Here is a 25457-nt window from a genome sequence, read left to right as displayed (position 1 = left end):
TTTTTATTGTTTTAAGTTAGCTTTTAAGCAAATGCCTTTTTTAATACCCCGGATTCTGTTGCAAATTAGAATTGGTATTCATTTCTTCCAAACCTATAGGAAAGAGAATGGTATGATCCCCTTTTGGTGTATGGTTATACCAGTTTTTTGTCTGATACACTCCAAACCTGATCAAATCTGTTCTTCGTCTGGCTTCGGCAGCAAACTCCCAACCCAGTTCGTCAAGAAAACGACCATACGGAACAGGAGTTTGATTCCCGGCATCGGCTATACTTCCATCTTCTGCCAAAGTTCCGTATTGTACGGTAGTATCCCCCTCTAATTCAGCACCGGTTACGGTTGCTTCAGCCGGATCGTCAAAAGATCGCATTCGGACTTCTGTTACGAGTTGTGCTGCGGCTTCACTTTGTCCGGTTCTAAGTAAACTCTCTGCCTTCATCATCAAAATATCTGTATATCTCAGCAGTGGGAAATCATTACTCAATGAGCCTGTTGCCCCCGGTTCAATTTCATATTTACCACATCTGAAACCTTCTGTAAATTCACAATCGTAGATACTTGGCATTTCTTTTACCAATGTCATCACCACACTCCCGTCGTTGGCATCTAACTGATCTCCCATGAGCCATGTATCTTCCATACGCTTATCATTCGGGTCGTAACTATCTATAAACTGTGGATTACAGCTAGAACCTCCCCAGGGTTGTGATTCCATATCAAAAACATATCTGTGGTCCGGCAATAACATTTTCATGTGGGCATTCCAACCCTGTGCATATATCTGATCGTAAGGAATGGCAAATACCAGCTCCGGGTTAGTATCATTGTTTGTACTAAAGATATTGCTATAACTATCCGACAACGTATATTGACCACTGTTAATCACCTCATTACATGCTTCGATACATTTCTCCCATTGTGGGGTACCTGTGTACACTTCTGCATTCAGGTAAATTCTGGCCAATACATGATAGGCAGCATATCTTGTCATACGTCCATAAGTCGATTGATCGACTTCAGTTGACAAAGTAGGAATTACATCGGTCAGTTCAGAAACTATGAATTCATATACTTCATTACGGGTACTCTGAACAGGCAGTTCATCGCCATAGTTGGAAATAATAGGCACATTACCATGCGTATCAACTAATATGGAATAATACAAAGCTCTAAGTGCTCTCATTTCAGCTATAATAGCGACGAATTGTTCTTCACTCACAGGAAGTTCCCCGGATTCTATCTGTAAGATTACCCTATTGACACTGTTTATACCATTAAAACAGGTAATCCAGGTATTTCTGGGCTGCCATTGTGTATTGTCCCACTCATGAAAATGCATTCTTTTGTAGGTTCCACCGTCATCCCAACCATTAGGACGTGTGGGGGTCACAATCATATCTGCCGGCTCTTCCTGCACATCAAAAAGCCCTTGCCATCCCATAACATAACGCAAAGGGGTATAAGCTGAAGCCATTACAGCTACAATATCTGAATCAGCCGGCACAAAAGATTCTTCTGTCACCTCTGAAAAAACTTCTTCTTCGAGATTGGTACATCCTATTAGTAAAATACTTGTCATTGTACCAAATATCAATAACCTTATACTAATAGAATTTATATAATTTACTATATTCTTCATTTTCAATAATTTTAAAGTGTGAAATTAATTCCAAGTGAAAAAGTCCTTGTTGAAGGGTATTTATCCCTTTCGTCATTTCCGGGAACTATTCCGGAAGCTCTGTCTCTATCCCTATTCACTTCAGGGTCAATCCCTTTATATCCTGTAAATGTTGCCAAGTTGAGTCCAGAAGCATAAATCCTAAAACTTTGGGTAAACTTCAATGCAGACTTAGGCAAGGTGTAACCAATGGTAACATTATCTATTTTAAGAAAGTCACCATCTTCAACATAATAACTTACCAGTCTTTGAACATCGTTAAGAACGGCTTTACCATAAACCTCATCGTATGCAGAGTTCAATGTATTGTAACTCACCGTTGGGTTTTCATAAAACATTCTGGAGAAGTTCAGGATTTGGTAATCCAGTGCCCCTCTTAAATTCACATTAAAATCCCAATTCTTATAACGTACGGTATTGTTCCAACTGAAATAGGATTTGGGAAGTCCATTCCCCAACACCTGTCTGTCCTCAGTAGTAGATTCTGTTGCCGGGATGATCTCACCATCCGGGGTTTCAATAAGCCAGATCCCATCATCAGTAATATCCACACTTTTTAATCCGAAAAAATTCCCTATAGGTTGTCCTTCCTGCACACGATGGGTGCTAATTTGAATGGGTTCTCCCGTATAGCCTTCATCAAAAAAGTCGTTAGTCAGCTGAAATTCATCATTGGAAAGTGACACAACCTCATTGGTATTGGTAGAATAAGTAAAGTTGGCTGTCCATTGAAAATTATCCGTTTTAAACGGCGTAACATTCAATAGAAATTCAAGCCCTGAATTTTTAATCTCGGCTACGTTTGCCAATATATTCCCGTAAAAATACGGTGGTGTTGGTACACTGTAATTAAACAAGGCGTCTTTGGTAGTCCTGCTGTAATAATCTACAGAACCACTTATACGATCGTTAAGAAACCCAAAATCCAAACCAAAATTAAGCTCCTCTTTTTTCTCCCATCGCAGATTTGGATTTGCATTCCTTGTAGGTACCAATTCCCTAATCCATTCTCCATCATATAAGAAGTAATTCCCGTAACTTAGTCCACTTAAAGACTCATAATTTTGACCGGCATTAGTTCCTGTTACTCCAAACCCTGCTCTTAACTTTAAATTGTCCAGCCATTCTGCACTCTCCATAAACGATTCCTCATTGATGCGCCATCCAACAGAGATCCCGGGGAAACTACCCCATTTATAATCTTTACCAAAACGGGATGACCCCTCACGTCTTAAACTAGCCATTAACAGATAACGATCATCAAAATTATAAGTGACGCGGGCAAAAAGAGCCATGAGTTTATCCGAGCTTTTATAACTACTCATCCCGGCTTCTCCTTCTTCTAATCCTTGACCTCTTCCAATATCGTTATAAGTAAGGCCATCGGTAGGAAAACGGCGGTTGGTCGCCCAAAAGCCTTCGTTGGTATTATCTTCATAATTGTACCCCAACAGGGCTGTAACCCTATGATTTCCGAAGCTTTTATTATAATCGGCCGATATTTGTGAATAATTACCGATATAATTGTCGGTTCCGCGAGAGGCAAATCCACCCTGACCATATTTTACCGTGGATACGTGATTTGTTGTTTCGTAAAAGCCTCGGATATTTGAATTTCCTTTGCGGGTATAAAGCCCTTTAACGGTCAAGTCTTTGCTAAAATCATAACTCATACTGGCATCAAAACGAACATTTCTGTATTTGTTCTCCCCTAAAGTTTCCTGGATATAGCCCACCGGATTATCATAGAAGTATACATCTCTTTCAAACCATCTTCCTTCTTCATCTAACACAGGTTCCGTGGGATTTCTGATCAGGGCTTGTCTATAGATATAAGAGTTAAAACTTGTTCCATCCCCTAAGGCATTAAATTTTTGTTCACTTACAATAAACCCAATATTGGTTTTCAATTTATTGTCAAACATGGCATGGTTTACACTTACCCTTCCCGTATATTTTTTATTGTCTGATTTTAAGAAAATTCCTTCTATATCCCTGTAATTCAATGAAGCGGTCAAGTTGGTCGATTCATTTCCTCCCCTAAAAATCATATTGTGTACCTGACTGTATGCGTTTCTGGTAATCTCGTCCAACCAATCGGTATCAGCCCCGTAATCCTGAAGGTTGGCTCCGTTAAACTCATAACCTTCGTTCCATTTTTCCCTCAAATCTGAGGCGTCCATAAAATCGAGTTTGTTAGCAATTGTGGAAAGTGATGAATAGCCATTATACTCTATGGTAGGCTGTGCATTAAAATTTCCTTTTTTGGTTGTGATGATGATAACGCCATTGGTTCCTCTGGTTCCGTATATTGCTGTAGCGGAACCATCTTTTAATACACTTATGGATTCAATATCCTCAGGAGCAACGGTTCCCAGACTCCCCGGAACCCCGTCAACCAATACTAATGGAGCTGTTCCTCCTGTTAATGAAGCAAGACCCCTAAGTTTAATTTGCGATCCGGCAGTTGGATCTCCTGATGGTGCAGAAACCGTGAGTCCGGCGACTTTTCCCTGAATAAGTTGTGCTGCATCCTTTACATTTCCCTGGACAAAATCTTCTGATTTAACACTGGCCACTGCACTGGTCACATCTGCTTTTTTCTGGGTTCCATACCCTATCACTACGACCTCGTCCAATTCTTGCAGGTCTTCCTTCAAAATCACATTGATGGTCGCTTGTCCTGCAACTCTTACTTCACTTACTTGAAAGCCTATATAAGAGACTGTGATAATCGGATTCTCTGTGCTGGTCGTTAATTGATAATTTCCATCAAAATCGGTGACAACACCATTAGAAGTGTTTTTTTCCGATACCGAAGCTCCCGCAATGGGGATCCCTTGCTCATCTTTTACAGTACCTTTCACTAATTGTTGTGCAAAAGATGTAAAAGAAAAAAATAAAAAGAATAGAGCATATACCGTTTTTTTCCTAAAAAAACAGATACCATTATTTGCTCTAATGGATAAATTTATTTGTTCCATAATTAACATTTTACTGGTTAAAATTGTGTTTTTAATTAGTTATACCCCTCTCTATCCAAACACATTGCATTTAGGTAAAGATTATTTAGTGTTAGTTTAACACTTGTAAAATTATAATTATTAGTCCTAGGAAATATTTAAATATTAGCTGATATTGATACTATATTAGCAGTTTATCAATGGAAGCATTAAAAAGAGAAGAAAATACATCAAACATTCTAAATAAACATGGAGATTTATTAATGTTTGACAAAAAGGAAACAACAAAAGCGTGACGTTCACACCAGCTGCAACGCATACTATAACGGTAGGTTAATTCATAGAAAAACTATAATTACCGGAGCCTACATATAAAATAACTCCATTACCATTGGTTTCTATCCTGATGTTTTTATCGGAATTGGATATTTTCTTTCCACTTTCTTTTATTCTACCTATTTGGGTTTCTAGAAGATGTATTTCAGCAGAAGTATTCACCGGTATGCTTATGTTATAATTTACCTGACCACCATTGATTTTCCAGTATGATTGTACAGTACCATAATAGGTATCCAGAGTTGCATTTACTTCACTTAGTTTTTCAGCCTTGTTTTGTTTTTTCACTTCATCGGATACGTATGAGTTCTTGAAATGAGGAGTTAAAACAATCTTTTTATATCCTGTTTCTCCAATCTCTTCTGAATTATTAATTCCGGCCAACTCCCTATACATCCAATCGCCGATAGCTCCATATGCATAGTGATTAAATGAGTTCATACCCGGGGTTTGGAAGCTTCCGTCAGGCTTACGTCCATCCCAACGCTCCCAAATGGTAGTAGCTCCGGCTGTAACGGGATACAACCACGAAGGATATGTTTGCTGCAATAACAAGGTGTACGCAAGATCGTGGTATCCAAATTTTGAGAGCACCAAACCCAGATAAGGAGTTCCTAAAAATCCTGTGGTTAAATGATAATTATAACTTTTAATATTTTCTGTCAATCGCTCTGCAGCTTGAGCTCTCAAGCTTTCCGGTAGCATATCAAAATGCAAAGCTAAGACATAAGCCGTTTGTGAGCTTGAGACTAATCTCCCGTTGGGTGTCATATACTCTTTTACAAAAGCATCTTTTATATTTTGAAACAAATTTGAATATGCTTCAACGTCCTGCTGCTTTCCTAACACTTTAGCAGCATTTATTAACAACTGGGTAGAATGCGCGAAAAAACATTGCGCTATCAAATATTTATCGGTAATTGCAGCCCTTCCGTCATTATCATCATCTGGTCTGTAAAACAACCAATCTCCGAAGTGAAATCCTGTGTTCCATAAATAATTTGTACTCTTACTATTCATAAAATCCACCCAACTTTTCATGCTATCGTATTGTTCTTTCAATATATCTTCATTTCCATAAACAAGGTACATATCCCATGGTATGATGGTCGCAGCATCTGCCCAACCAGCGGATCCGGCGGAATTTTCATCAAGAACATTTGGAATGACAAAGGGTACATTTCCATCTTCTTTTTGATCGGCAGCCACATCTTTCATCCATTTGGAAAAGAAATTATCTACATGCATATTGTATGCCGCTGTTTTAAAAAACACCTGAGCATCCCCGGTCCATCCCAGTCTTTCATCCCGCTGCGGACAATCGGTAGGCACATCTAAAAAGTTCCCTCGCTGTCCCCATTGAATATTATGTTGTAATTGATTTAATAATTCATTTGAAGTAGTGAAACTACCAGTCTTTCGCATATCTGAATACAAGGCAACAGCCTTAAAGTTATCAAGTGAAACCTTATTTTTCAAGTTTCCTTTTATTCTGATATATCTAAAGCCCTGCCATGTAAAATGTGGCTCAAAATGTTCTTTTCCCTTACCACTTAGCACGTATATATTTTGCTGATCAGCAGCTCTTAAATTTTCTGTATAAAAGTTTCCCGCTTTATCCAACACCTCTGCATGGTCTATTATTATACTATCTCCTGCTTTTCCTTCAATTTCCACTTCAACAAAACCAACAAGGTTCTGTCCAAAATCAATGACTATATCTCCTTCCGGAGTTGTAATCATATTTAAAGGCACTATAACTTCATGCTTTCTTACCGGTTCATTATAAGTGGCAATTAAATCCCCATAACCATAGTTTTGCACTTTAACTGAAGTCCATGAAGTGTCTTTATAACCAGTTTCTGACCATTTATCCAATGCCTTTCTAGCATCAATCGTCTCCCCATTGTATATCTCTGAGCTTTGAATGGCACTTTTTGTGGATTTCCAATTTTTGTCTGTTCCTATAATTTCTTTAGTACCATCACTATACTCTATTTGTATTTGCATCAGTAAAGCTAACTCGCTTCCATAAATATCTTCATTATCGCCCCATCCAAGCACACTTCGATACCAACCGCTACCCAATAATGCACCAACAGCATTTTCTCCTTGTTTTATCATAGCAGTGATATCATAAATCTGATATTGCAGTCTTTTATTATAACTCGTCCAGCCCGGGGTGAGGTAATCCTTCCCTATTTTTTCTCCATTGAGGAAAGCCTGATACATTCCACGTGAAGTGATTACTGCATAAGCGCTTTTTACCTGCTTTTTGATTTCAAATTCATTTCTCAAAGCCGGACTCTGACGTAAAGAATCCTCTTGGTATCCGACAGAAATCCAATCTGCCTTCCAGTCGGTTTGATTCAACATCCCCATTTGCCAAAATTCCGGAGGACTCCATTGTGAAGCTTTTCCTTTTTCATCCCAAACCCGTACACGCCAATAATATTTTTCCAATGATTTTAACACCGATCCTGTGTATTGAACATGAACCGATCGATCAGAATTTACCTTCTCACTATCCCAAACCAATCCGTCATCAAAATCATCCGCAGTGTTACTTACTTGAATTTGATAGGCAGACTGGGTTTTATTTTTTTCTTCTGAAGTCAATATCCAAGTAAATTTCGGCTGAATCTTATCTATCCCCATGGGATTGACCCTGTTCTCACATAACAATCGATCTATTTTTATTTGAGAAAAAACAGGCGCACAAAATAGCGCTATGATAAAAAAAGGAATTATTGTTTTTGGCGTTGGTTTCATTGTGTTTAAGGTTTAAGTTGGTTATTACCAAAGGGTTATAAAACTCAGTATTTTAATCTTGAGATGCTCCCAACAATAAAACTACAATTTTTTACAGACACTATTCCAAAAGTAGAATATTAACATACAGCCCTTGAAGGGTTCAGAACCCTCAAGGGCTTAACCATTAAAAATATATAATGCAACACTCAAAATAACTGTAACAATATATCACACCGTTACCGTTTTCCACTTCCCTCTTGTAAAAAGCCAAAGCGTAAATAAGCCCACAGCAGTTTCAGACACAAATACAGCCCAAAACACACCTGAATGCTCCCATCCAAAATAGATAGCCAACAAGTAAGACAGCGGAATTTGTATGAGCCAAAAGAAAACCAAATTGATTTTTGTGGGTGTTCTGGTATCCCCAGCACCATTAAATGCTTGTACGGTGACCATCCACCAGCCGTACACAAAATAACAATAGGAAAGGATTTTTATCCATTCAGCGCCAATGGCAATAACTTTGGGATCATCACTGAAAATTTGCATTAATCGGGTGTTGAAGAAAAAGTAGACAACCGAAACCAATACTAAAAATACCATATTGTACCAACCTATTTTCCAGACAGACTGCTCTGCTCTCTCAGGACTACCTGCACCAAGATTTTGCCCCACCAATGTGGCAGCAGCATTCGAGAGTCCCCATGCGGGCATTAAGGTAAACATCATAATCCGCAGGGCAATAGTAGACCCGGCTACTGCTTCACTGCCGATATCAGCTAAGATTCGCATCAAAAAAATCCAGGATGTCATAGCTATGATCATTTGTCCGATGCCTCCCAATGATGTCTTTATGATATTAACCATAATTTTAACATCTACTTGAAGTTGTTCGCGCAGTACCCGTATTTGTTTTCCACCTTTAAAAAGTATCCATAATTGAGTCATCACACCTATACCCCGACCAATGGTGGTGGCAATTGCAGCACCTTCTATACCCAGAGCCGGTATAAAGCCCCAGCCAAAGATCAATAACGGATCCAACACTATATTGATACCGTTTGCTATCCACAATACCCGCATAGCAATAGCCGCATCACCAGCTCCCCTAAAAATAGCATTAATGACAAACAAAAAAACAATGACCATATTGCCACCAAGTAGCCATTGTGTATAGCGGTAACCTTCATCAACCACCCATGGATCACCCCCCATTAGCAACAATAGTTCTTTCGAGAAAAAGATGCCCGCAATGGAAAAAGGCAATGAAACCAACAGCGCAAGAATCAAAGATTGTACGGCAGATTTGGCAGCATCTTCTTGATTTTTTTCTCCAATCCGACGAGCAATAATTGCTGTTACGGCCATAGCAAGTCCCATGGCAATGGAATATAGTAAAAACATGTATGTCTCTGTTAAGCCCACAGTAGCAACAGCCGAAGGCCCCAGTTTCCCAACAAAGTAAATATCTACTACGGCAAATGTCGACTCCATGATAAGTTCTAAGATCATAGGAACAGCCAAAAGGAAAATCGCTTCTTTTATATCAATTTTCGTGTAGTCGGCATTTGTACCTCGGATAGCATCTTTTAATTTCTTCCAAGTACTCTTTTTGGTAATGGAATTATTATTTTGACTCATAATTAGTTTAAAATTAATCTTTTAAAATCATATGATTGTTCAACACACATTCTTTTTTTCCCTTCACTTTTCAATGTCCAGCATTTCCACATGACAGGAAAAACAATTTATCATCCCTTCAATTTATTATAAATATTTTCAATTTGCTTTGTATGGCGTTGTGTATGCACCATCATAAATCGTATCCATTCATAGCGGGTCAGATGCCCGAATGTGGGTAATTCCATATCCAAGCACAATGCTTCCATATCCAAATTTTGGGCAGATGCTGTATGCTGATCTTCAAGTTTATTCAGAGTGTCCGTTAACTCATTACGTGAATGAGGCGGGTTTTCCGGTTCTAAAATTGGTGCTGTCTTGAATTTTATTTCCATATCCAAAAACATGTCCCGTATGGACTTGATTTTCTCGTCGTAAGGCCGATCGGCCGGTTTTGTTTTCTCATCAGGTATGCCACTAGCACATATAATAATGTGTTGCGTGATCTGCCCGGCCGTCCAACTTCCTTCAAAAGGCACTCTATTTAAGTCTTCTTCTGAAAATTTAGCAATAGCACTTTTCAAATTAGAAAAGGTGATCTTAATTTCATTTAAAACTTCCTGTCTTTTCATGATTAAATAACTTTATATGAATACAATACAAAGTTTAATAATTGATTTCGTATTTACCACGTGTAAAAACGACTATTTAAAGGGGTGTTTACGACAGGAAAAAGCATCAAGTATTCAAGTTGTGCCTTTATTGCTGAAATAATTGCGCGAAGTGATAATACTTTAAGTAGTATGAAATTCCTTAACCTTGAAAGATTATCTAGCGGTAATCCTAAAATGTTCCCTTTTTCATAGATTATATAACGGAATTACAAACATTGTGCAAATATTTAGTATTTAACTAATGGCAGGTTTGTCACAAAATTTTCAAAAATTATTTCCCGTTTATGCACCAAGATTGGCCTCAAAGCTGCTTTCCTGTGTCACGAAATTCCAATACGACATCTTCATGTAAAGGTAGCCAACCTGCCCAGAGCGGATATAGTTTTTCAGCAAACAATATATTCAGCAATATCTTCCGTTCAGGACGTTCGAGAACTTTTCTTTTCCAAATCATAATACGTAACGGGTTAAAATACAGTCTTTAAGGCAAAGGTTACATATATGAAAGCCTTTGTTACATATATGAAATTTCCTATTCCCTTGCTGATTTACTTTTGAAGTAATCATTTTTCCCTCTACCACTTTCCAAAAAGAATTAATTAATAACCAAAATGAAAAGTAACGTACTATGAAAACTACATTTAATTATTTTATCGTATTGATTGTAAGTATTGGATTAATAGCCTGTTCAGCCGAAGATGGCGATATAGGCCCTCCCGGCCCGCAGGGAGAACAGGGGCCACAAGGTGAACAGGGATTACAAGGTGAACAGGGATTACAAGGAGAACAAGGTGAACAGGGGACTCAGGGAGAACAAGGTACTCCCGGAGAAGATGGACAAGACGGGCAGGATGGACAGGATGGCGAAGACGGAAATGCCAATGTCATGTACTCCGATTGGTTTTTCCCCGACTGGAACATGCATGATGCCGCCAGGTTTAAAAGGATGGAAGTGGTGGACAGTAATTTTAGCGATACCTGGTTAGAAGGCGGGGTAACATTGGTATACTGGAGAACAAATAACGGCTCTACATTTTTGCTGCCCTGGGATACACATAATACATCTGGGGACTTGGTCATAAAAAGGAGTGTTTTATACAGAAACTCCACCAGTATCTGGATAACTATAACAAAATACGGTTCTGATTTTACCAGTCAGGAGACCGAAGGTCAGGCCGGAGGTATTATTTATAACAGGATACGTTATGTTATTATTCCCGGAAACGTAAACCTCTCGGCAAAGTCGGTTCTGGATTATTCCGATTATGATGCTGTTAAAACGTATTACAATATACCTGATTAATCATGCAATGCCATTTACACCCAGATCGGAATAAAATGGTTTCCTCAAAACTTTTAAATAAAGTAGAAGCCATAAAATTACAGAAATCATGAAAACAATAAAGTTCTTAAGCCTTTTTTTTACGGCCATTATGCTGACGTACTGCAGCAAAAACGACGACATCTCAACACCCCTACCCGACCCCGACCCGGTGGTCTATGTGGCAGGAGCTGAATACAACGGCACGCACTATGTTGCCACCCTTTGGGAAGATGGCGTACCACAAGCCCTTACTGATGGAACGCAAGAAGCCTATGCCTCTTCGGTAGCAGTTGTGGGTGAAGACGTTTACGTGGCCGGCACTGAAAACAACGGCACCAACAACGTGGCTATGCTCTGGAAAAACGGGGTAACTCAGCCCCTTACCGATGGAACACACTATGCCGAAGCCATTTCAGTGGCAGTTATGGGCGAAGACGTCTATGTATCAGGTCATGAAAACAACGTGGCCAAATTGTGGAAAAACGGTGTTGAACAGTCCCTTACCAGCGAAAATTCATCGGCAAAATCGGTTGCGGTTTCCGGCAGTGAAGTTTATGTAACAGGTATTGTGTTCACTGACTCGACACCGGTCGCTATGTTATGGAAGAACGGGGAGGCACAGCCCCTATCCGACGGCACACGGTATGCGGCTGGCTATTCGGTGGTCGTGGCAGAAGAAGATGTTTACGTCGCGGGCTACGAACGTTACGGAAACGATGAGGCTACGGTCTGGAAAAACGGCGCACCACAACCTTTTACCGATGATATGCAAAAAACCTTTTCTCATTCGATTGCGGTAAGCGGGCAAGACGTTTATGTAGCTGGGCGAAAATATGATGAAACAAACCAAACCGCCATGCTCTGGAAAAACGGCAATGCACAGCCCCTTACCGATGGTACACAGTTTGCCTCTGCCTACGCTGTAACTGTATCGGGCGAAGACGTTTACGTAGCAGGTTATGAAAGTAATAGTACGACAGACACGGCCATACTTTGGAAAAACGGGGTCGCACAGCCCCTTACCGACGGCACGCAAAATTCCTTTGCCCTTTCGGTGGCTGTAAAGCCTTAATTGGCTAACAAAAGGGTTATTGCCCTTTTTAACTGATTCCGATATCGGCTGAGACGGGACTAAAAAGCAGCTGAGTTAAAATTGTGGGTACTTATATAAGGAGAAAGTCCCGCCTGCCCCGACTTGGCCATGGGCAGATATGACTTCAAAGCTTATTTAAACAGCTTTTTAGAACATAGTAAAAAAACATGTTAACCTTTTTACTTTAAAACCATTAAAGATTATAAGTCAAAACCTTTTTAATCATGAAAAAAATAAAATTATTATACCTTCTTTTTATGGCCGTTATGCTGATACACTGTAGCAAAGACGACGACACCCCAAAACCACCCCAACCCAACCCGGAGCCTGTGGTCTATGTGACAGGTAGTGAATACAACGGCACGTATTACGCGGCCACCCTATGGGAAGATAGCGTACCACAAGCCCTTACCAATGGACCACACAATGCCGGAACCTCTTCTGTGGCCGTTGCGGACGATGACATCTATGTGACGGGCTATGAAAACAATGGTACCAGCAATGCGGCCATGATCTGGAAAAATGGCAATGCACAAAGCCTTACCGATGGAACATACGATGCTGTGGCTATTTCAGTGGCGGTTGCAGGCGAAGACATCTATTTGGCTGGTTTTGAAAACAACGGCAGCAGCAATGTGGCCATGCTCTGGAAGAATGGTATCCCACAAGCCCTTACGGATGGACTGCACAGTGCCGGGGCCCATTCAGTAGCAGTTGCAGGCGAAGATATTTATGTGGCAGGGAGTGAAAACAACGGCACGGCCAACGTAGCCACACTGTGGAAAAATGGGGTGGCGCAACCCCTTTCTGATGGTTCAAATCATGCCAGTGCCCAGTCAGTGGCGGTTGTGGGCGAAGACGTCTATGTGGCGGGGATTGAACACAACGGCACGATATACGTTGCCACCCTCTGGAAAAACGGCGTGCCACAGCCCTTGACCGATGGAACACGGAATGCCGGAGCCAGGTCAGTAACGATAGTAGGCGAAGATGTCTATGTGGCAGGCTATGAAAGAAATGGTGCTGTATATGTAGCCATGCTCTGGATAAACGGCACGGCACAACCCCTAACCGATGGAACACAGAATGCCAGTGCCCAGTCAGTAACGGTAATAGGCGAAGATGTTTATATAGCAGGCTATGAAAACAACGACACCAGAAATGTGGCCATGCTTTGGAAAAATGGCGTGCCGCAGCCCCTAACCGACGGTACACAGGATGCCTATGCCGAGGCAGTGGCTGTCATGCTACAATAGATAAAATCATTAAAAACTTAGAAACCATGAAATTTTATTTCAATATAATCTTGGTTGCATCCTTATCAATAACCTTTATTCCAGATACCCATGCCCAATTATTAAAAAAACTAAAGAAAAAAGCACAAAAGACAGTAAAGCGCAAATTGGAGCACAAGGAGGAAGAGAAAATGGAAAACGTTACAGACAGCATCCTCAAGCCGGGTACAAATGCAGGCGGAAAAAAGCGTCAGCCACCAGTTGTTATACAGGAACGCAACTCAACACAAAGCGTAAACATAAATAACAAATTCGATTTTATTGCCGGAGACAAAGTATTGTTTTATGACGACTTTGGCATAGATCGTAAAGGAGATTTTCCTGCTAAATGGAATACCAACGGCTCAGGAGAGGTAGTTTTCATTACGGGGCGGGAAGACAAATGGTTGCGGGTACCGGACAGAACATTAAGCTATCCCGAAACCGGGAGGCCTTTGCCGGAAAATTTCACGGTAGAATTTCATTTGTATTATCCGGCAGGTATAAAGCGTGCCCCCGTGACTTTCGGGTTTTCCGGGAGTGCCAATCCCGCTAAAAGGGGATTGCGGTCCAAAGCGCTTTTTTATTTTAAGATAGCTCATTTTGAAAAAGAATTAGGTTATAGTACCTCTATATATTCCGGCCGTGAAACCAACAAGGAATATCCTGCGAATAAGATGGCAGGAAAAGTAATAAAGGTTAGTATTAGTGTTAACGGAACACGCATAAGGTTGTATATGGATCAGAAAAAAATATTTGACCTACCCCGCGCTTTTGAGCCGGAATCACTCCGAAACAGTTTTTATTTCCAGGCCACAGAATTGATCCCGGCTCCGGAAGACGGGTTTTACATTACCGGCCTTCGCATAGCAGCAGCAGGAAAAGACATTCGGAGTACCTTGGACAAAGATGGAAAGTGGAGTACTTCGGGAATACAATTTGCCGTGAATTCGTTTCAGATAGCACCGGGATCCTACGGTATTTTAAAGGAAATAGCCGATATATTGCAGGAAGACCCCGGCTTGAAGTTAAAAATCGTAGGCCATACCGATTCTGATGGCGATATGTTTAATAATAAAGAATTATCTTTTAAACGTGCCGAAGCCGTAAGACAGGCCCTGTTAAATGTATACCATATAAAAACCGGAAGGCTTTTTATTGAAGGTAAAGGAGAAACCGAACCTGTTGCCGATAATACACTTGCCGAAGGCAAGGCGCGTAACCGACGGGTAGAACTTATTAAGCTGTAACCAGGATAACCCGTATGGAAAATGAGGAGCAAATGGAGCCATAAAATGTCTTTGATTATAGCCTTTATGCTGGTAATAATAATTGTTATGATTTTGATTTACAAAGGTTTGTTGTAGGTTTTTTACAGGTATTCGGAATACTTTTTTTAACTTTAATAGATTGAAATTTTTCAGATGTCAAATTGCCATGATGTTCATAAAAAATATCTTCTTGCCATTAATCTCGTATTATGGGGATGTATTATATGTATGGCACAGACCTCCCGCAAGCTGGATTCCATAAAAGATATTATTGCCACAACTACAAACGACTCTATTAGGATTGAAGCCTATAACGACCTTTTTCCCTATTGGATACATAAAAACCTCGATTCTTCCCAGTTTTATACTGAAAAAGGCTACGAACAAGCCAAAAAAAGCGGAATCCCAAAAGGCATTGCAGACCTTTCCGTATTTACCGCCTATGTGGATATGCGAAGGGAAAATTATAAACAAGCGCATCAAATCCTGGATGAGGCTTATAGGCTGTTAAAAAAAAACGGCAGCTATAAGCCGGGAGAGTTTCATGTGCTCAACTGGAAATCTTCAATATATTTCGAAGAAGGGAAAACCGATTCCGCCAAATACGTTTTAAAGGAGATTGTAGAAGCCTCCGCTTCAGAATTTCCACAAAACACCTTGTTGGCATATTTTAGAATGGGAGATATTGCTTCATCCGAACGAAATTTTCATGAAGCCATCAGTTATTATCTGAAAGTAGATTCGCTGTGTGTGGTCTATGACAGGGAGGGAGCTTCTTATTGTAATAGCTCATTGGCCAATATAGGTGTAATATTTAAAGAAGAATTACTTCAACTTGATAAAGGTCTGGAATATTTAGTCAAGGGTAGGCAGGGATATGCGGAAAAAGGGGAAGATATCCTGGTGTATGAGATCGATATTGAGATTGCCGAAATTTATTTTATCCGTAAACAGTATGAGAAAGCAGAATCTTTGTTAAGACCAGCCCTACAATTTTTCAGGGAGCAGGGAATACCTAAGAACAGGGCTGCGGCACTTAACGTACTGGGAAAGGTATATTTATTGTCGGACAGGTATGGTGAAGCTGCTGCTGTTCTTCAGGAAGAATACGAGTTGGGCGTAAAGGACAAGGATACTTTTCATATGGCCAGTGCACTTATACACAAAGGGATGTTAAGCACCAGAAAAGGCAATTATACAGAAGCAGAAAATAAATTGAAAGAAGGGGTGAGTTTGGCGTCCCGACTGGAAAACAGTTATCTTGAAGAAGTCGCCTATAAAGGTTTGACCCAACTATATCGTTCTACAGAACATTATAAAAATGCTTTATTATCCGAGGAAAAGTGGTATGGACTTCAAATTGAAAAAGAAAAGGAAATTAACCAAAGTAAATTATCAGAACTGGAAACCCGGTACCAAGCTGAAAAAAAGGAACAGGAGATCACTTTATTAACAGCCAGGAATAAGCTGGTGGAGCAGCAGAAAAAAACCCAAAAGATCATTTTTGCTGCCACATCAGGTATATTACTCCTCGGGGCAGTGAGTATTTTTATGCTGTACAAGAACCGGGAGAAGACTACAAAAAAACTAAAAGAATTGGACAGAGCAAAGACCCGTTTTTTTTCGAATATCTCGCACGAGTTCAGGACGCCTTTAACCCTTATTTCAGGACCGGTAGAACACCAACTTTCCAAAAAAGGATTATCTGCAGATGATGAACTGGACTTCCACCTTATTCAACGCAATGCGAACCGCATGATGGAGCTGATAGACCAGTTACTGGAATTATCCCGTCTGGATGCCGGGGGCGGAAGGCTCGTTGTTGGATATTACAACCTGGAACTTTTTATTCGTCAGCTTTTGGAACCTTTTCACTATCTCGCAGATAAACAGGAGATCAGGTTTCAATACAGCATAACCGGTATAAAAATGGCCTGGTTTGATCGTGAAATATTACACAAGATCTTGTCGAACCTTTTCTCCAATGCCGTAAAGTACACTGACAGGGACGGATATGTCAAAGTAGAGGTTGTACAAAAAGGCAGCAATGCGGTTTTTTGGATAAAAAATACCGGTTCACAGCTGGATGAAGCGGATATAGAACATATTTTTACCCGCTTTTACCAATCCGATACCAACAGCGGAGGAGTGGGCATAGGGCTTTCCTTGATCAAGGAACTGGTGTCTGTAAACCACGGGGACATTGCGGTCACAAAAAATGAAAACGGGGAAGTGTGCTTCAGGGTATCCCTTCCTGTAACCAGGGAAGCCTTTTCGGAAGATGAAATCACAGGACATTATCCTTCAGAAGAAACCCTGCCTTTCTCCGGCACGGAGCATGAAGACAGTAAAATTATCAATGGGGCAGATATACTTGCCGATGATAAACCCCTGTTGCTTATTGTAGATGACAATGCAGACATATGTCTTTTTGTGGAAAATATATTTAAGGAGGATTACAGGGTTTTAAAGGCTGAAAATGGTATGACAGGAGTTCAAAAAGCCGTAAAAACTATTCCCGATATTATTATTTCCGACATTATGATGCCTCAAAAAGATGGCATATCCCTGGTTAATACGCTTAAAAACGATGAACGTACCTCTCATATCCCCATAGTACTACTTACCGCAAAATCCGGGAGCCATAATGAGATCAGTGGTTTGAAGACTGGAGCCGATGCCTATATTGTTAAACCATTTCAGCAGGAGAAACTCCGGGTACTGATAGAAAATTTATTAAAGAACAGACAGTTGATCCAACAGCAATTTAGGAATACGGACTTGTTTAGTACAACAGCGATGAAAGTTTCGCCTAAAGATCACGTTTTTATAAAACGGCTTAAAGAAGTTTTGGCAAAAAACCTCACCGAACCCCTTTTTAATGCGGCAAACTTTGGCGAGGCCATGTGTATGAGTCGGATGCAGCTACATCGTAAATTAAAAGCCCTTACCGGGCAGTCGGCAACAGAATTTATAAAAGATCAGCGTTTAAAGCTGGCCGTACAATTACTCAAAAAATCAGGGGTAAGTATTTCAGAAATCGCTTACCGGGTTGGATTTAATCAGCCCGCTTATTTTGCCACTTGCTTTAAGGAAACCTTTAAAGTATCACCTTCGGAATATGCGGAACAGTACGATATCAAGAAAAGTTAGTATGTTCTTACCTATTATGGTAGTTCAATTCCTGTATAAGGCATTAAACGCCTACGACAGTGCCTTTAGCAGTCTTTCCAAACTGGATGTATTGTATGAAAACGGGAATGTTTTGCAAAAGAGAAAGATCATTGGTTCAATGTTTCCTGAAAAATTGGAGTTTGACGGATCAAAAGTTCGAACCGTTCGACTTAATCAAGCAACCGACCTTATCTTACTCATGGGCAGTAAAATAAGGGGTATTAAAAAAGGGACAAATCTAACAAGATTAGATGTGTCCCTTAATGTGATCTCGACAGGATTCGAACCTGTGACCGTCTGCTTAGAAGGCAGATGCTCTATCCAGCTGAGCTACGAGACCCTATTCCTGCAAACTCGTCTATCATAGATAGGGACAGGAACGTTCTATGTTGTCGGGGTGGCAGGATTCGAACCTGCGGCCTCCTGCTCCCAAAGCAGGCGCGATAACCGGGCTACGCTACACCCCGAAAAATTGCTTACGCAATTAAAACTTCAATATTCATATCCCAAATTCCAATATACCTACTTAGGTAAGTAGACCAGGAACCGGGCGGAGTTTATGCCGTGCTTGACACGGTACTACACCCCGTAGAAACAACTGAAGCTGTTAAAATTCCATAATTAAATTTAAAAAAAGCGGAGAGGAAGGGATTCGAACCCCCGGTACCCGTAAGGGTACAACTCCTTAGCAGGGAGCCCCGTTCGACCACTCCGGCACCTCTCCTTTCTTCTTTATTTATTATGAACGTGCAATCTAAAATTGCGGATGCAAATGTAGCAGTTCATCCATAAGAATGCAACTATTTTTATAATTATTTTTTGCTGTTTTCATCAGCTGTCTAATGCTCAGTCAACTACCTCGGGGTAAGTTCGCAAGACATTAGGCGAAAAAACCTAAAAAACATTTCAACGCAAACACCGAAGCATTTAAAATCTCACTTAGTGAGGAAAATACTACTCTGGATACTCAATTCTTAAGTGATAGATATTCGTCAGTTTTTGCTTTAAAACCTTTTTTACCGATTGAATTTCCTTAAATGTAATATTTGCGTTCAAAAACTGTTCTTCTTCTATTTGTTTGTTGATGATTTTATCCACAAAATCATTTACAATCGTAAAGGTCGGATTCTTCAAACTCTTGGATGCTGCTTCCACAGCATCAGACATCATCAAAATAGCCGTTTCCTTTGAATATGGTATGGGTCCGGGATATTGAAAATCCGCTCTGTTTACATGTTCGTCCATTTCTTGAGCTTTCTTGTAGAAATAATAAACCGAAGTAGTTCCGTGATGTGTTCGTATAAAATCGATCACCCGATCTGGCAACTTGTTCTTTTTTGCGAGTTCGATTCCTTCTATCACATGGTCAATAATAATTTTGGCACTTTCCTTTGGGGATAATTCATTATGTGGATTCACACTCGTAGTTTGGTTTTCGGTAAAATAGGTCGAATTGTTCATCTTCCCAATATCGTGGTACAGGGCTCCTACCCTTACCAACATGGAGTTTGCCCCAATTTCATTGGCCGCCGCTTCAGCTAGATTAGCGACTTGTAATGAATGATGGAATGTTCCCGGAGCTTTGTCTGAAAGCTCTTTTAAAAGTTTTGAATTGGTGTCGGACAACTCCAACAGGGAAACATCGGAAACCAACGAAAAAAGTTTTTCATAAATATATATCAACGGAAATGCTGCCAAAGTAGCTAAACCATTCAATATAAAATATCCGAAGGTAATCCAGTTAATATTTTCAAAATTCCCCTCATGGATCACATAAAAAGCAAAATAGGCAATGATATAAACCAAAGTGATTTGGCCTACAGATATAAACAAATTCGCTCGTTTGTGTAGTTCTGATATGGTTTGAATGGTCACAATTCCGGCTATAGTCTGCAAGAAAACGTATTCAAAGCTATTCGGAACAATAAAACCTAACAGTAAAACCGTCAATACATGTGTAAACAGTCCTAATCTGGGGTCGAAAAAGGCTTTCAATATCAGGGGCATGATACACAATGGAACCACATACACATAGTCTACATTGTATTTAACCACCGTGGTCGTTAAAAATATCATGACCAATACATTGAAGAAGATAAAAGTAACCTTGTTGTTGTTTATAAAAACCTCTTGTCTGTATTTTTGCAGGAACAACATCAGCATAAAAAGTGCCAGTCCAACAAGAATGGTGTATCCTAAAACAATCCAATTATAATTGTTCTCACTCCATAATTTAGACTGATATTCTTTCCGAAGCGAATTAAGCATGGTGTACTTTTCACCTTCAACCACTTCTCCTTTTGCAACAATTCGTTTCCCTCTATCTATCGTCCCCCTTGTGGAAGTCACTTTCCCCAATTCTATTTCCAAGGTCTTCCGTGTAAGCTCGTCATCAAAAAACACATTGGGTTGAATAATATCGAAATAAAGGCTTTTGAATAAAGAACTGTATTCTGAAATCCCTTTTCTTTCCAAAAAATTATTGATCAGCCCTTCCAACTGGTTCAGTTTTATAAAATTTCCGTAAAGAATGCTGCTTTCTTCATTTCCTCTCACTATGTTTACCACTTTTTCATTACTGTGGTCTGAACCGTTCTGAACAATCCCATTTTCATATAAATCATCCAGTAATTCCTTTCCGTAGGTAAACAATCGATCTCGATTCTTTTGGTCGTATCCTTCTGAAGAAAAATAGGTTGGGAATTTTTCATCATACCCCTCATAGACAACTTCTCTTGTCTCTTCATCATATCTGAAATAATCAAGATGAGCTGCCCTTATAGCTGCTTTATCGCTCTTTATTTCAGCATCTGTTTTGTAGATCGCAAAGTCAAAAGGAGCATAGAGGGTTTCGTGTTGCCACAATTTCCCTTTCTGAAAATCATACTTGAATTTCCCGCCTTTGGGAAACATATAAACGATAAGCACAATGGTAGCCAGAAATAAAAATCCCTTGTAGATCAGGGACTGATTTTTATAAAAGTTATCCAAAAAACGCTTCATTAAATAGGGTATTGATATTCAAATGTAACAAAAAATAGTGTCCATATTGCTATTTATTAAAATAGAACTTCTTATGATTATCTTTTTAAAATAACTAAATTCGCAACAACAAAACGAGTATTATGAGCAAAGTTGTAATCGTATCGGCTGCCAGAACCCCTATTGGGAGTTTCTTGGGAGGGCTCTCTACAATACCTGCGCCAAGGTTGGGAGCGGTTGCCATAAAAGGAGCATTGGAAAAAATAGATTTAGATCCGTCTTTGGTAGAAGAGGTCTTGATGGGAAATGTAGTTCAAGCCGGAGAAGGACAAGCCCCTGCGCGACAGGCTGCCATCTATGCCGGTATCCCGAGCACCGTACCTTGTACCACAGTAAATAAAGTTTGCGCAAGCGGAATGAAAGCTGTTATGCAAGGAGCTCAAGCTATCGCTTTGGGTGACGCTTCTATCATTGTTGCGGGAGGAATGGAAAACATGAGCCTGATCCCTCACTACACACATTTGAGAAAAGGCGTGAAATATGGTCCTAGCGGATTGGAAGACGGACTGCAAAAAGACGGACTGACAGATGCTTACGACCAAAATGCCATGGGTGTTTGTGGTGATATCTGCGCTAAGGAATATCAATTCTCCAGGGAAGATCAGGATGCTTTTGCTATACAATCATATGAAAGGTCTGCCAAGGCATGGAAAGAAGGAAAGTTTACTAACGAAGTTGTCCCTGTTGAAGTGCCTCAAAGACGTGGGGATGCTATTACCATTGAAGAAGATGAAGAATTTAAAAATGTAAAACTCGATAAAATACCATCTCTCAGACCTGCATTCAGCAAGGATGGAACTGTAACTGCTGCCAATGCCTCTACCATAAACGACGGTGCCGGAGCGGTTGTGTTAATGAGTGAAGAAAAAGCTAAGGAACTTGGACTAAAGCCTTTAGCAACAATCCGAAGTTATGCCGATGCCGCTCAAGAACCCAAATGGTTTACCACGGCCCCGGCAAAAGCATTGCCAAAAGCGCTGGCTAAAGCTGATTTAAAACTGGAAGACATCGACTTTTTTGAATTCAATGAAGCTTTTTCTGTAGTGGGGTTGGCAAATATGAAGATTTTGGGGCTGACTGATGAAAATGTTAATGTAAATGGTGGTGCGGTATCTTTGGGACACCCTTTGGGATGCTCCGGAGTACGGATCCTCATCACATTACTAAGTGTCCTTCAACAAAACAATGCTTCTTTAGGAGCAGCGGCCATTTGTAATGGTGGAGGAGGTGCTTCAGCTATCATCGTCGAAAAGTCTAATCATCTTTAATTAATTTGTTATCTAAATGCAATACGGAATTTGTCATTTAAGTATTGTTCCATTACGTAATGAACCCCTGAATACCGCTGAACTCAGCTCACAAGTGCTCTATGGTGAACATTTTAAAGTTCTGGAACGCCGAAAACACTGGAGCAAGATCCGAATAGCATTTGACAAATATGAAGGGTGGATCAATAACACCCAATATCAACTCATCGATGAAGACATATACAAGGCCATAGACAAAGAGGATTCTGTATGGTCTGCCGACTTGGTTGAATTTATCTACGACAAGCAAAACAACCTGCTTCCCATCCCACTGGGGTGTAATGTTGGAAACACTGAATTGTTATCCGGAAGCTTTGACGGAGCAACCAGAACAGGTATCCTTTCCAAAGAAAATATTGTGGAAACCGCTTTTCTTTACTTGAACTCCCCTTTTTTATGGGGAGGAAAGACGCCCTTTGGAATAGATAGCTCCGGACTTGCGCAAATGGTATATAAACTGAATGGATACCATTTGTTAAGAGATGCTGCACAACAATCAACACAAGGAGAAGCACTTAGTTTTATAGAAGAAAGTGAGCCCGGGGACCTCGCTTTTTTTGACGATGAAGAAGGAAATATCATTCATGTGGGGATTATCATGAAAGACAATTATATCATCCATACCCACGGAAAAGTACGCATAGACCGTATAGATCACAGCGGGATTTTCAATATCGATACCAAAACCCATACGCACAAGTTGCGTGTTATCAAAAAGATTGTTTAAGTAAACACTGATTTTACGGATTTCTGCTGATTACACAGATTAGAAAATCCTTTATTCAGTTAATTTTGCTTTAAAATATTTTCCCTGTCGGGAAGGGGTGAAATCCCAATCGGTAAAAAGCCTTGGAGCCCACTGCGGATCGAAAACCCATACAATAAATGAAATTCCGCGATCGTCGCTGTATCTTGTAATGGCATCGCCGTAAGATTCATCGCTTATAACCGGAATATGTGCACCCGGGTCTTCCGGTCCACAGAAACCGATCTCTGTCAATACCAATGGATATTTTTCTTTTACAAAACCCCAATCATTTGTCCATTTTTCTTCCCAGGGTTTTTCCCTTTTTTGTGGGTATGGATGACTTACATAAGCAATTCCTTCTGCTTCAATAGGATTTTCTTTTACCTGAGTAAGGTCGTATGCCCAATTGAATCCGGCTACCAGTGGTATCCCCTCTCCTCCATTAGCTCGTACAATAGTGATCATCTCTTCATTCAACTCCTTCCAATACTCCCAGGTGATGGTTCCCAGCTCATTATTGTAGGTTGTGGGTTCATTAAACAATTCGTAGAAAGCCACCGTGGTGTTTTTTCCATAGCGTTTGCCTATGGTACGCCAAAAATCGAAAGTTTCTTTTCTGGTAGTATCATACATATTGTGCTGATACATTTCTGTTCGCAGGTTTCCTATACTGTGCCAATCTATAATGACATACATCCCCAGTTCTTCTGCCCAGTTTATCCCTTTATCGAGAAGTTTTAAATAATCTTCTTTGCCGTGTTTTCTCCATGCTGTTGGGTGTATAGGGAAACGGACAATATTGGCTCCCCAGTTTTTTAATTCTTCAAAGTAAGCCTTGTTCCAGTGTTCCTGACTTGATAATTTATCAGGATCACTACTGCTGTAGCCTTTAAAAACGACTGTTTTCCCCTTATCGTCTACAAATTTATTCCCTTCAACAGTAATACGGTTTAATTTATTTTGAGCTGAAAGACATAAGGCTGTAAAGCATAATAAAAGTGTAAAATATTTTTTTGTGTTCATTTTGGTTGGTTTGTAAATTTTAATCATTCAAATATAAAAACCGTTCCCCTAAATTCCGGGGAACGGACTATGAATCAAACGCATTGGTTGGTTAAGCCAAAGCTTTTATACCTTTAATTAAAGCCAAAATCATCTATCCATACTTCTATTCCATCTTCACCACAGTTACACGCTTCTTGCATAACGAATTCCGTGAGTGTTTCCGGAGACCCAAGGTCGGACAGCGGAATGTTAAAATCGTTCCATTGTCCTTCTATCAAAGTTAAAGGGTATGGGTTATCCCAATCACCATTAATTATCATATTTAACTGACTGGCATTTGTGCCTGCATATATCGATATTTTTAATACTGCATACTCAGACATATCGATACTTCCTGCTCCAAACTGTATACCGCCCCAGTTTCCTTCAAATGTTCTCTTAAAGGAATATTCACCAGTTTTTACCTGTTCGGCATTGGCTGGATCATCGGTACCGCCCCAGCCCCAGATCTGGAATCCGTCTTCGGCTGCTTTAAGTTCATCATCATAGAACGTGTATAAAAATCCGTAAGCTGCTTCAGATTGTGTTATTCCACCGGGAGTTTCGACAAAAATAGATGCTTGTGAAATTCCGTCAGGAACCTTTACTGTAATCTCCGTGTCTGAAGAAGAAACAATTTCTGCCTCAACATCATCAAATTTAACACTCATTAGGTTATTAAACACTTCTCCACTAATCACCACAATTGACTCCCCATCAACAAATTCTGAAACAAAGCCATCGATTTTCGGTGCGGGCTGTGCAATGGCAAAGTCATATTCATCAGACCCTCCTAAGGTTTCCACCCTGAGTTTGTTTGAAGCATTATCCCAAGGGGTATCTTCTTCAATAGTAACTATAAGATTATCATCACGCACTAAAGCCGGATTAAAATAGGTGTTGTATTCATTAAAATAAACATTTGTAGTGGTTTTTAAATTCTTCCCCCTAATGATGTACATATTCTGTAACATCCCTACGGTAGTGAGCGAATCGTTTTCTGCCTTACTTACCGATCTAATCTCAGGTGCTCCATTTGGGCTTTCTACACCATCCCTTCCTACGTCTGTACATGCACCTATACCTAAAAAGGCTAAGCACAGTACTGAAAAACCTATTATTTTATTTTTATATAAACTTCTCATTTTCAAGCTT

General features: G+C 40.1%; 16 protein-coding genes and 3 tRNA genes. 8 read left to right on the top strand and 11 right to left on the bottom strand.

The genetic code is table 11. The features are described 5' to 3' along the window. Positions 1–40: 40 nt before the first annotated feature. The 5 genes from OOZ15_RS01600 to OOZ15_RS01580 all read right to left on the bottom strand — a co-directional run bounded on the left by OOZ15_RS01600 (position 41) and on the right by OOZ15_RS01580 (position 9983). Complete coding sequence (locus OOZ15_RS01600; protein WP_265953956.1) at positions 41–1639, bottom strand: RagB/SusD family nutrient uptake outer membrane protein; 1599 nt, start codon at positions 1637–1639, stop codon at positions 41–43. 11 nt (positions 1640–1650) lie between these two features. Beyond that, positions 1651–4662: a SusC/RagA family TonB-linked outer membrane protein gene (locus tag OOZ15_RS01595; RefSeq protein WP_265953955.1), complete on the bottom strand. Its 3012-nt coding sequence runs from the start codon at positions 4660–4662 to the stop codon at positions 1651–1653. Positions 4663–4974: 312 nt separating this feature from the next. After that, positions 4975–7749, bottom strand: a complete 2775-nt coding sequence (locus OOZ15_RS01590) for an alpha-L-rhamnosidase (RefSeq protein WP_265953954.1) — start codon at positions 7747–7749, stop codon at positions 4975–4977. A gap of 210 nt (positions 7750–7959) precedes the next feature. Further along, on the bottom strand, positions 7960–9372 hold the full coding sequence (locus OOZ15_RS01585; RefSeq protein ID WP_265953953.1) for an MATE family efflux transporter: 1413 nt from the start codon (positions 9370–9372) through the stop codon (positions 7960–7962). Positions 9373–9482: 110 nt separating this feature from the next. Beyond that, positions 9483–9983, bottom strand: coding sequence for a DinB family protein (locus OOZ15_RS01580; RefSeq protein WP_265953952.1), 501 nt, complete (start codon positions 9981–9983; stop codon positions 9483–9485). Between the two features lie 670 nt (positions 9984–10653). On the opposite strand from OOZ15_RS01580, the gene OOZ15_RS01575 reads away from it, so the two are divergent. The 6 genes from OOZ15_RS01575 to OOZ15_RS01555 all read left to right on the top strand — a co-directional run bounded on the left by OOZ15_RS01575 (position 10654) and on the right by OOZ15_RS01555 (position 18140). Further along, positions 10654–11328 (top strand): hypothetical protein, encoded by a 675-nt coding sequence (locus OOZ15_RS01575; RefSeq protein WP_265953951.1) that lies wholly within the window; start codon positions 10654–10656, stop codon positions 11326–11328. Positions 11329–11416: 88 nt separating this feature from the next. After that, the gene (locus tag OOZ15_RS01570) at positions 11417–12421 is read left to right on the top strand and encodes a hypothetical protein (protein ID WP_265953950.1); all 1005 of its coding nucleotides are present in this window, start codon (positions 11417–11419) and stop codon (positions 12419–12421) included. A gap of 245 nt (positions 12422–12666) precedes the next feature. Beyond that, a complete protein-coding gene (locus OOZ15_RS01565) occupies positions 12667–13698 on the top strand; it encodes a hypothetical protein (RefSeq protein WP_265953949.1) in 1032 nt (343 codons plus the stop codon). 26 nt (positions 13699–13724) lie between these two features. After that, positions 13725–14966, top strand: a complete 1242-nt coding sequence (locus OOZ15_RS01560) for an OmpA family protein (RefSeq protein ID WP_265953948.1) — start codon at positions 13725–13727, stop codon at positions 14964–14966. 21 nt (positions 14967–14987) lie between these two features. After that, positions 14988–15083 (top strand): hypothetical protein, encoded by a 96-nt coding sequence (locus OOZ15_RS20515; RefSeq protein ID WP_489666412.1) that lies wholly within the window; start codon positions 14988–14990, stop codon positions 15081–15083. Positions 15084–15140: 57 nt separating this feature from the next. Continuing rightward, the gene (locus OOZ15_RS01555) at positions 15141–18140 is read left to right on the top strand and encodes a response regulator (protein WP_265953947.1); all 3000 of its coding nucleotides are present in this window, start codon (positions 15141–15143) and stop codon (positions 18138–18140) included. A 287-nt stretch (positions 18141–18427) separates the two neighbouring features. Here the strand turns inward: OOZ15_RS01555 and OOZ15_RS01550 are convergent. The 4 genes from OOZ15_RS01550 to OOZ15_RS01535 form a co-directional block, all read right to left on the bottom strand. Continuing rightward, positions 18428–18501 (bottom strand) — tRNA-Arg (locus tag OOZ15_RS01550). 52 nt (positions 18502–18553) lie between these two features. Beyond that, positions 18554–18628, bottom strand: a tRNA-Pro gene (locus OOZ15_RS01545). Between the two features lie 170 nt (positions 18629–18798). Next, positions 18799–18885 (bottom strand) — tRNA-Ser (locus OOZ15_RS01540). A gap of 230 nt (positions 18886–19115) precedes the next feature. Beyond that, entirely contained in the window at positions 19116–21164 is a 2049-nt protein-coding gene (locus tag OOZ15_RS01535) for an HD family phosphohydrolase (protein WP_265953946.1), read from the bottom strand. A 122-nt stretch (positions 21165–21286) separates the two neighbouring features. On the opposite strand from OOZ15_RS01535, the gene OOZ15_RS01530 reads away from it, so the two are divergent. Beyond that, entirely contained in the window at positions 21287–22471 is a 1185-nt protein-coding gene (locus OOZ15_RS01530; protein WP_265953945.1) for an acetyl-CoA C-acyltransferase, read from the top strand. Between the two features lie 16 nt (positions 22472–22487). Beyond that, complete coding sequence (locus tag OOZ15_RS01525) at positions 22488–23237, top strand: C40 family peptidase (protein WP_265953944.1); 750 nt, start codon at positions 22488–22490, stop codon at positions 23235–23237. A 51-nt stretch (positions 23238–23288) separates the two neighbouring features. Here the strand turns inward: OOZ15_RS01525 and OOZ15_RS01520 are convergent, their stop codons facing one another. Beyond that, positions 23289–24281 (bottom strand): glycoside hydrolase family 5 protein, encoded by a 993-nt coding sequence (locus OOZ15_RS01520; protein WP_265953943.1) that lies wholly within the window; start codon positions 24279–24281, stop codon positions 23289–23291. A gap of 113 nt (positions 24282–24394) precedes the next feature. Further along, positions 24395–25447, bottom strand: coding sequence for an IPT/TIG domain-containing protein (locus OOZ15_RS01515; protein ID WP_265953942.1), 1053 nt, complete (start codon positions 25445–25447; stop codon positions 24395–24397). Between the last annotated feature and the right edge of the window lie 10 nt (positions 25448–25457).

Origin of the sequence: Galbibacter kalidii (assembly GCF_026241135.1) — a bacterium.
Classification (GTDB): Bacteria; Bacteroidota; Bacteroidia; order Flavobacteriales; family Flavobacteriaceae; genus Galbibacter.
Note: the sequence above shows the minus strand (reverse complement) of the source record. Positions and strands in the feature narration are given on the sequence as shown.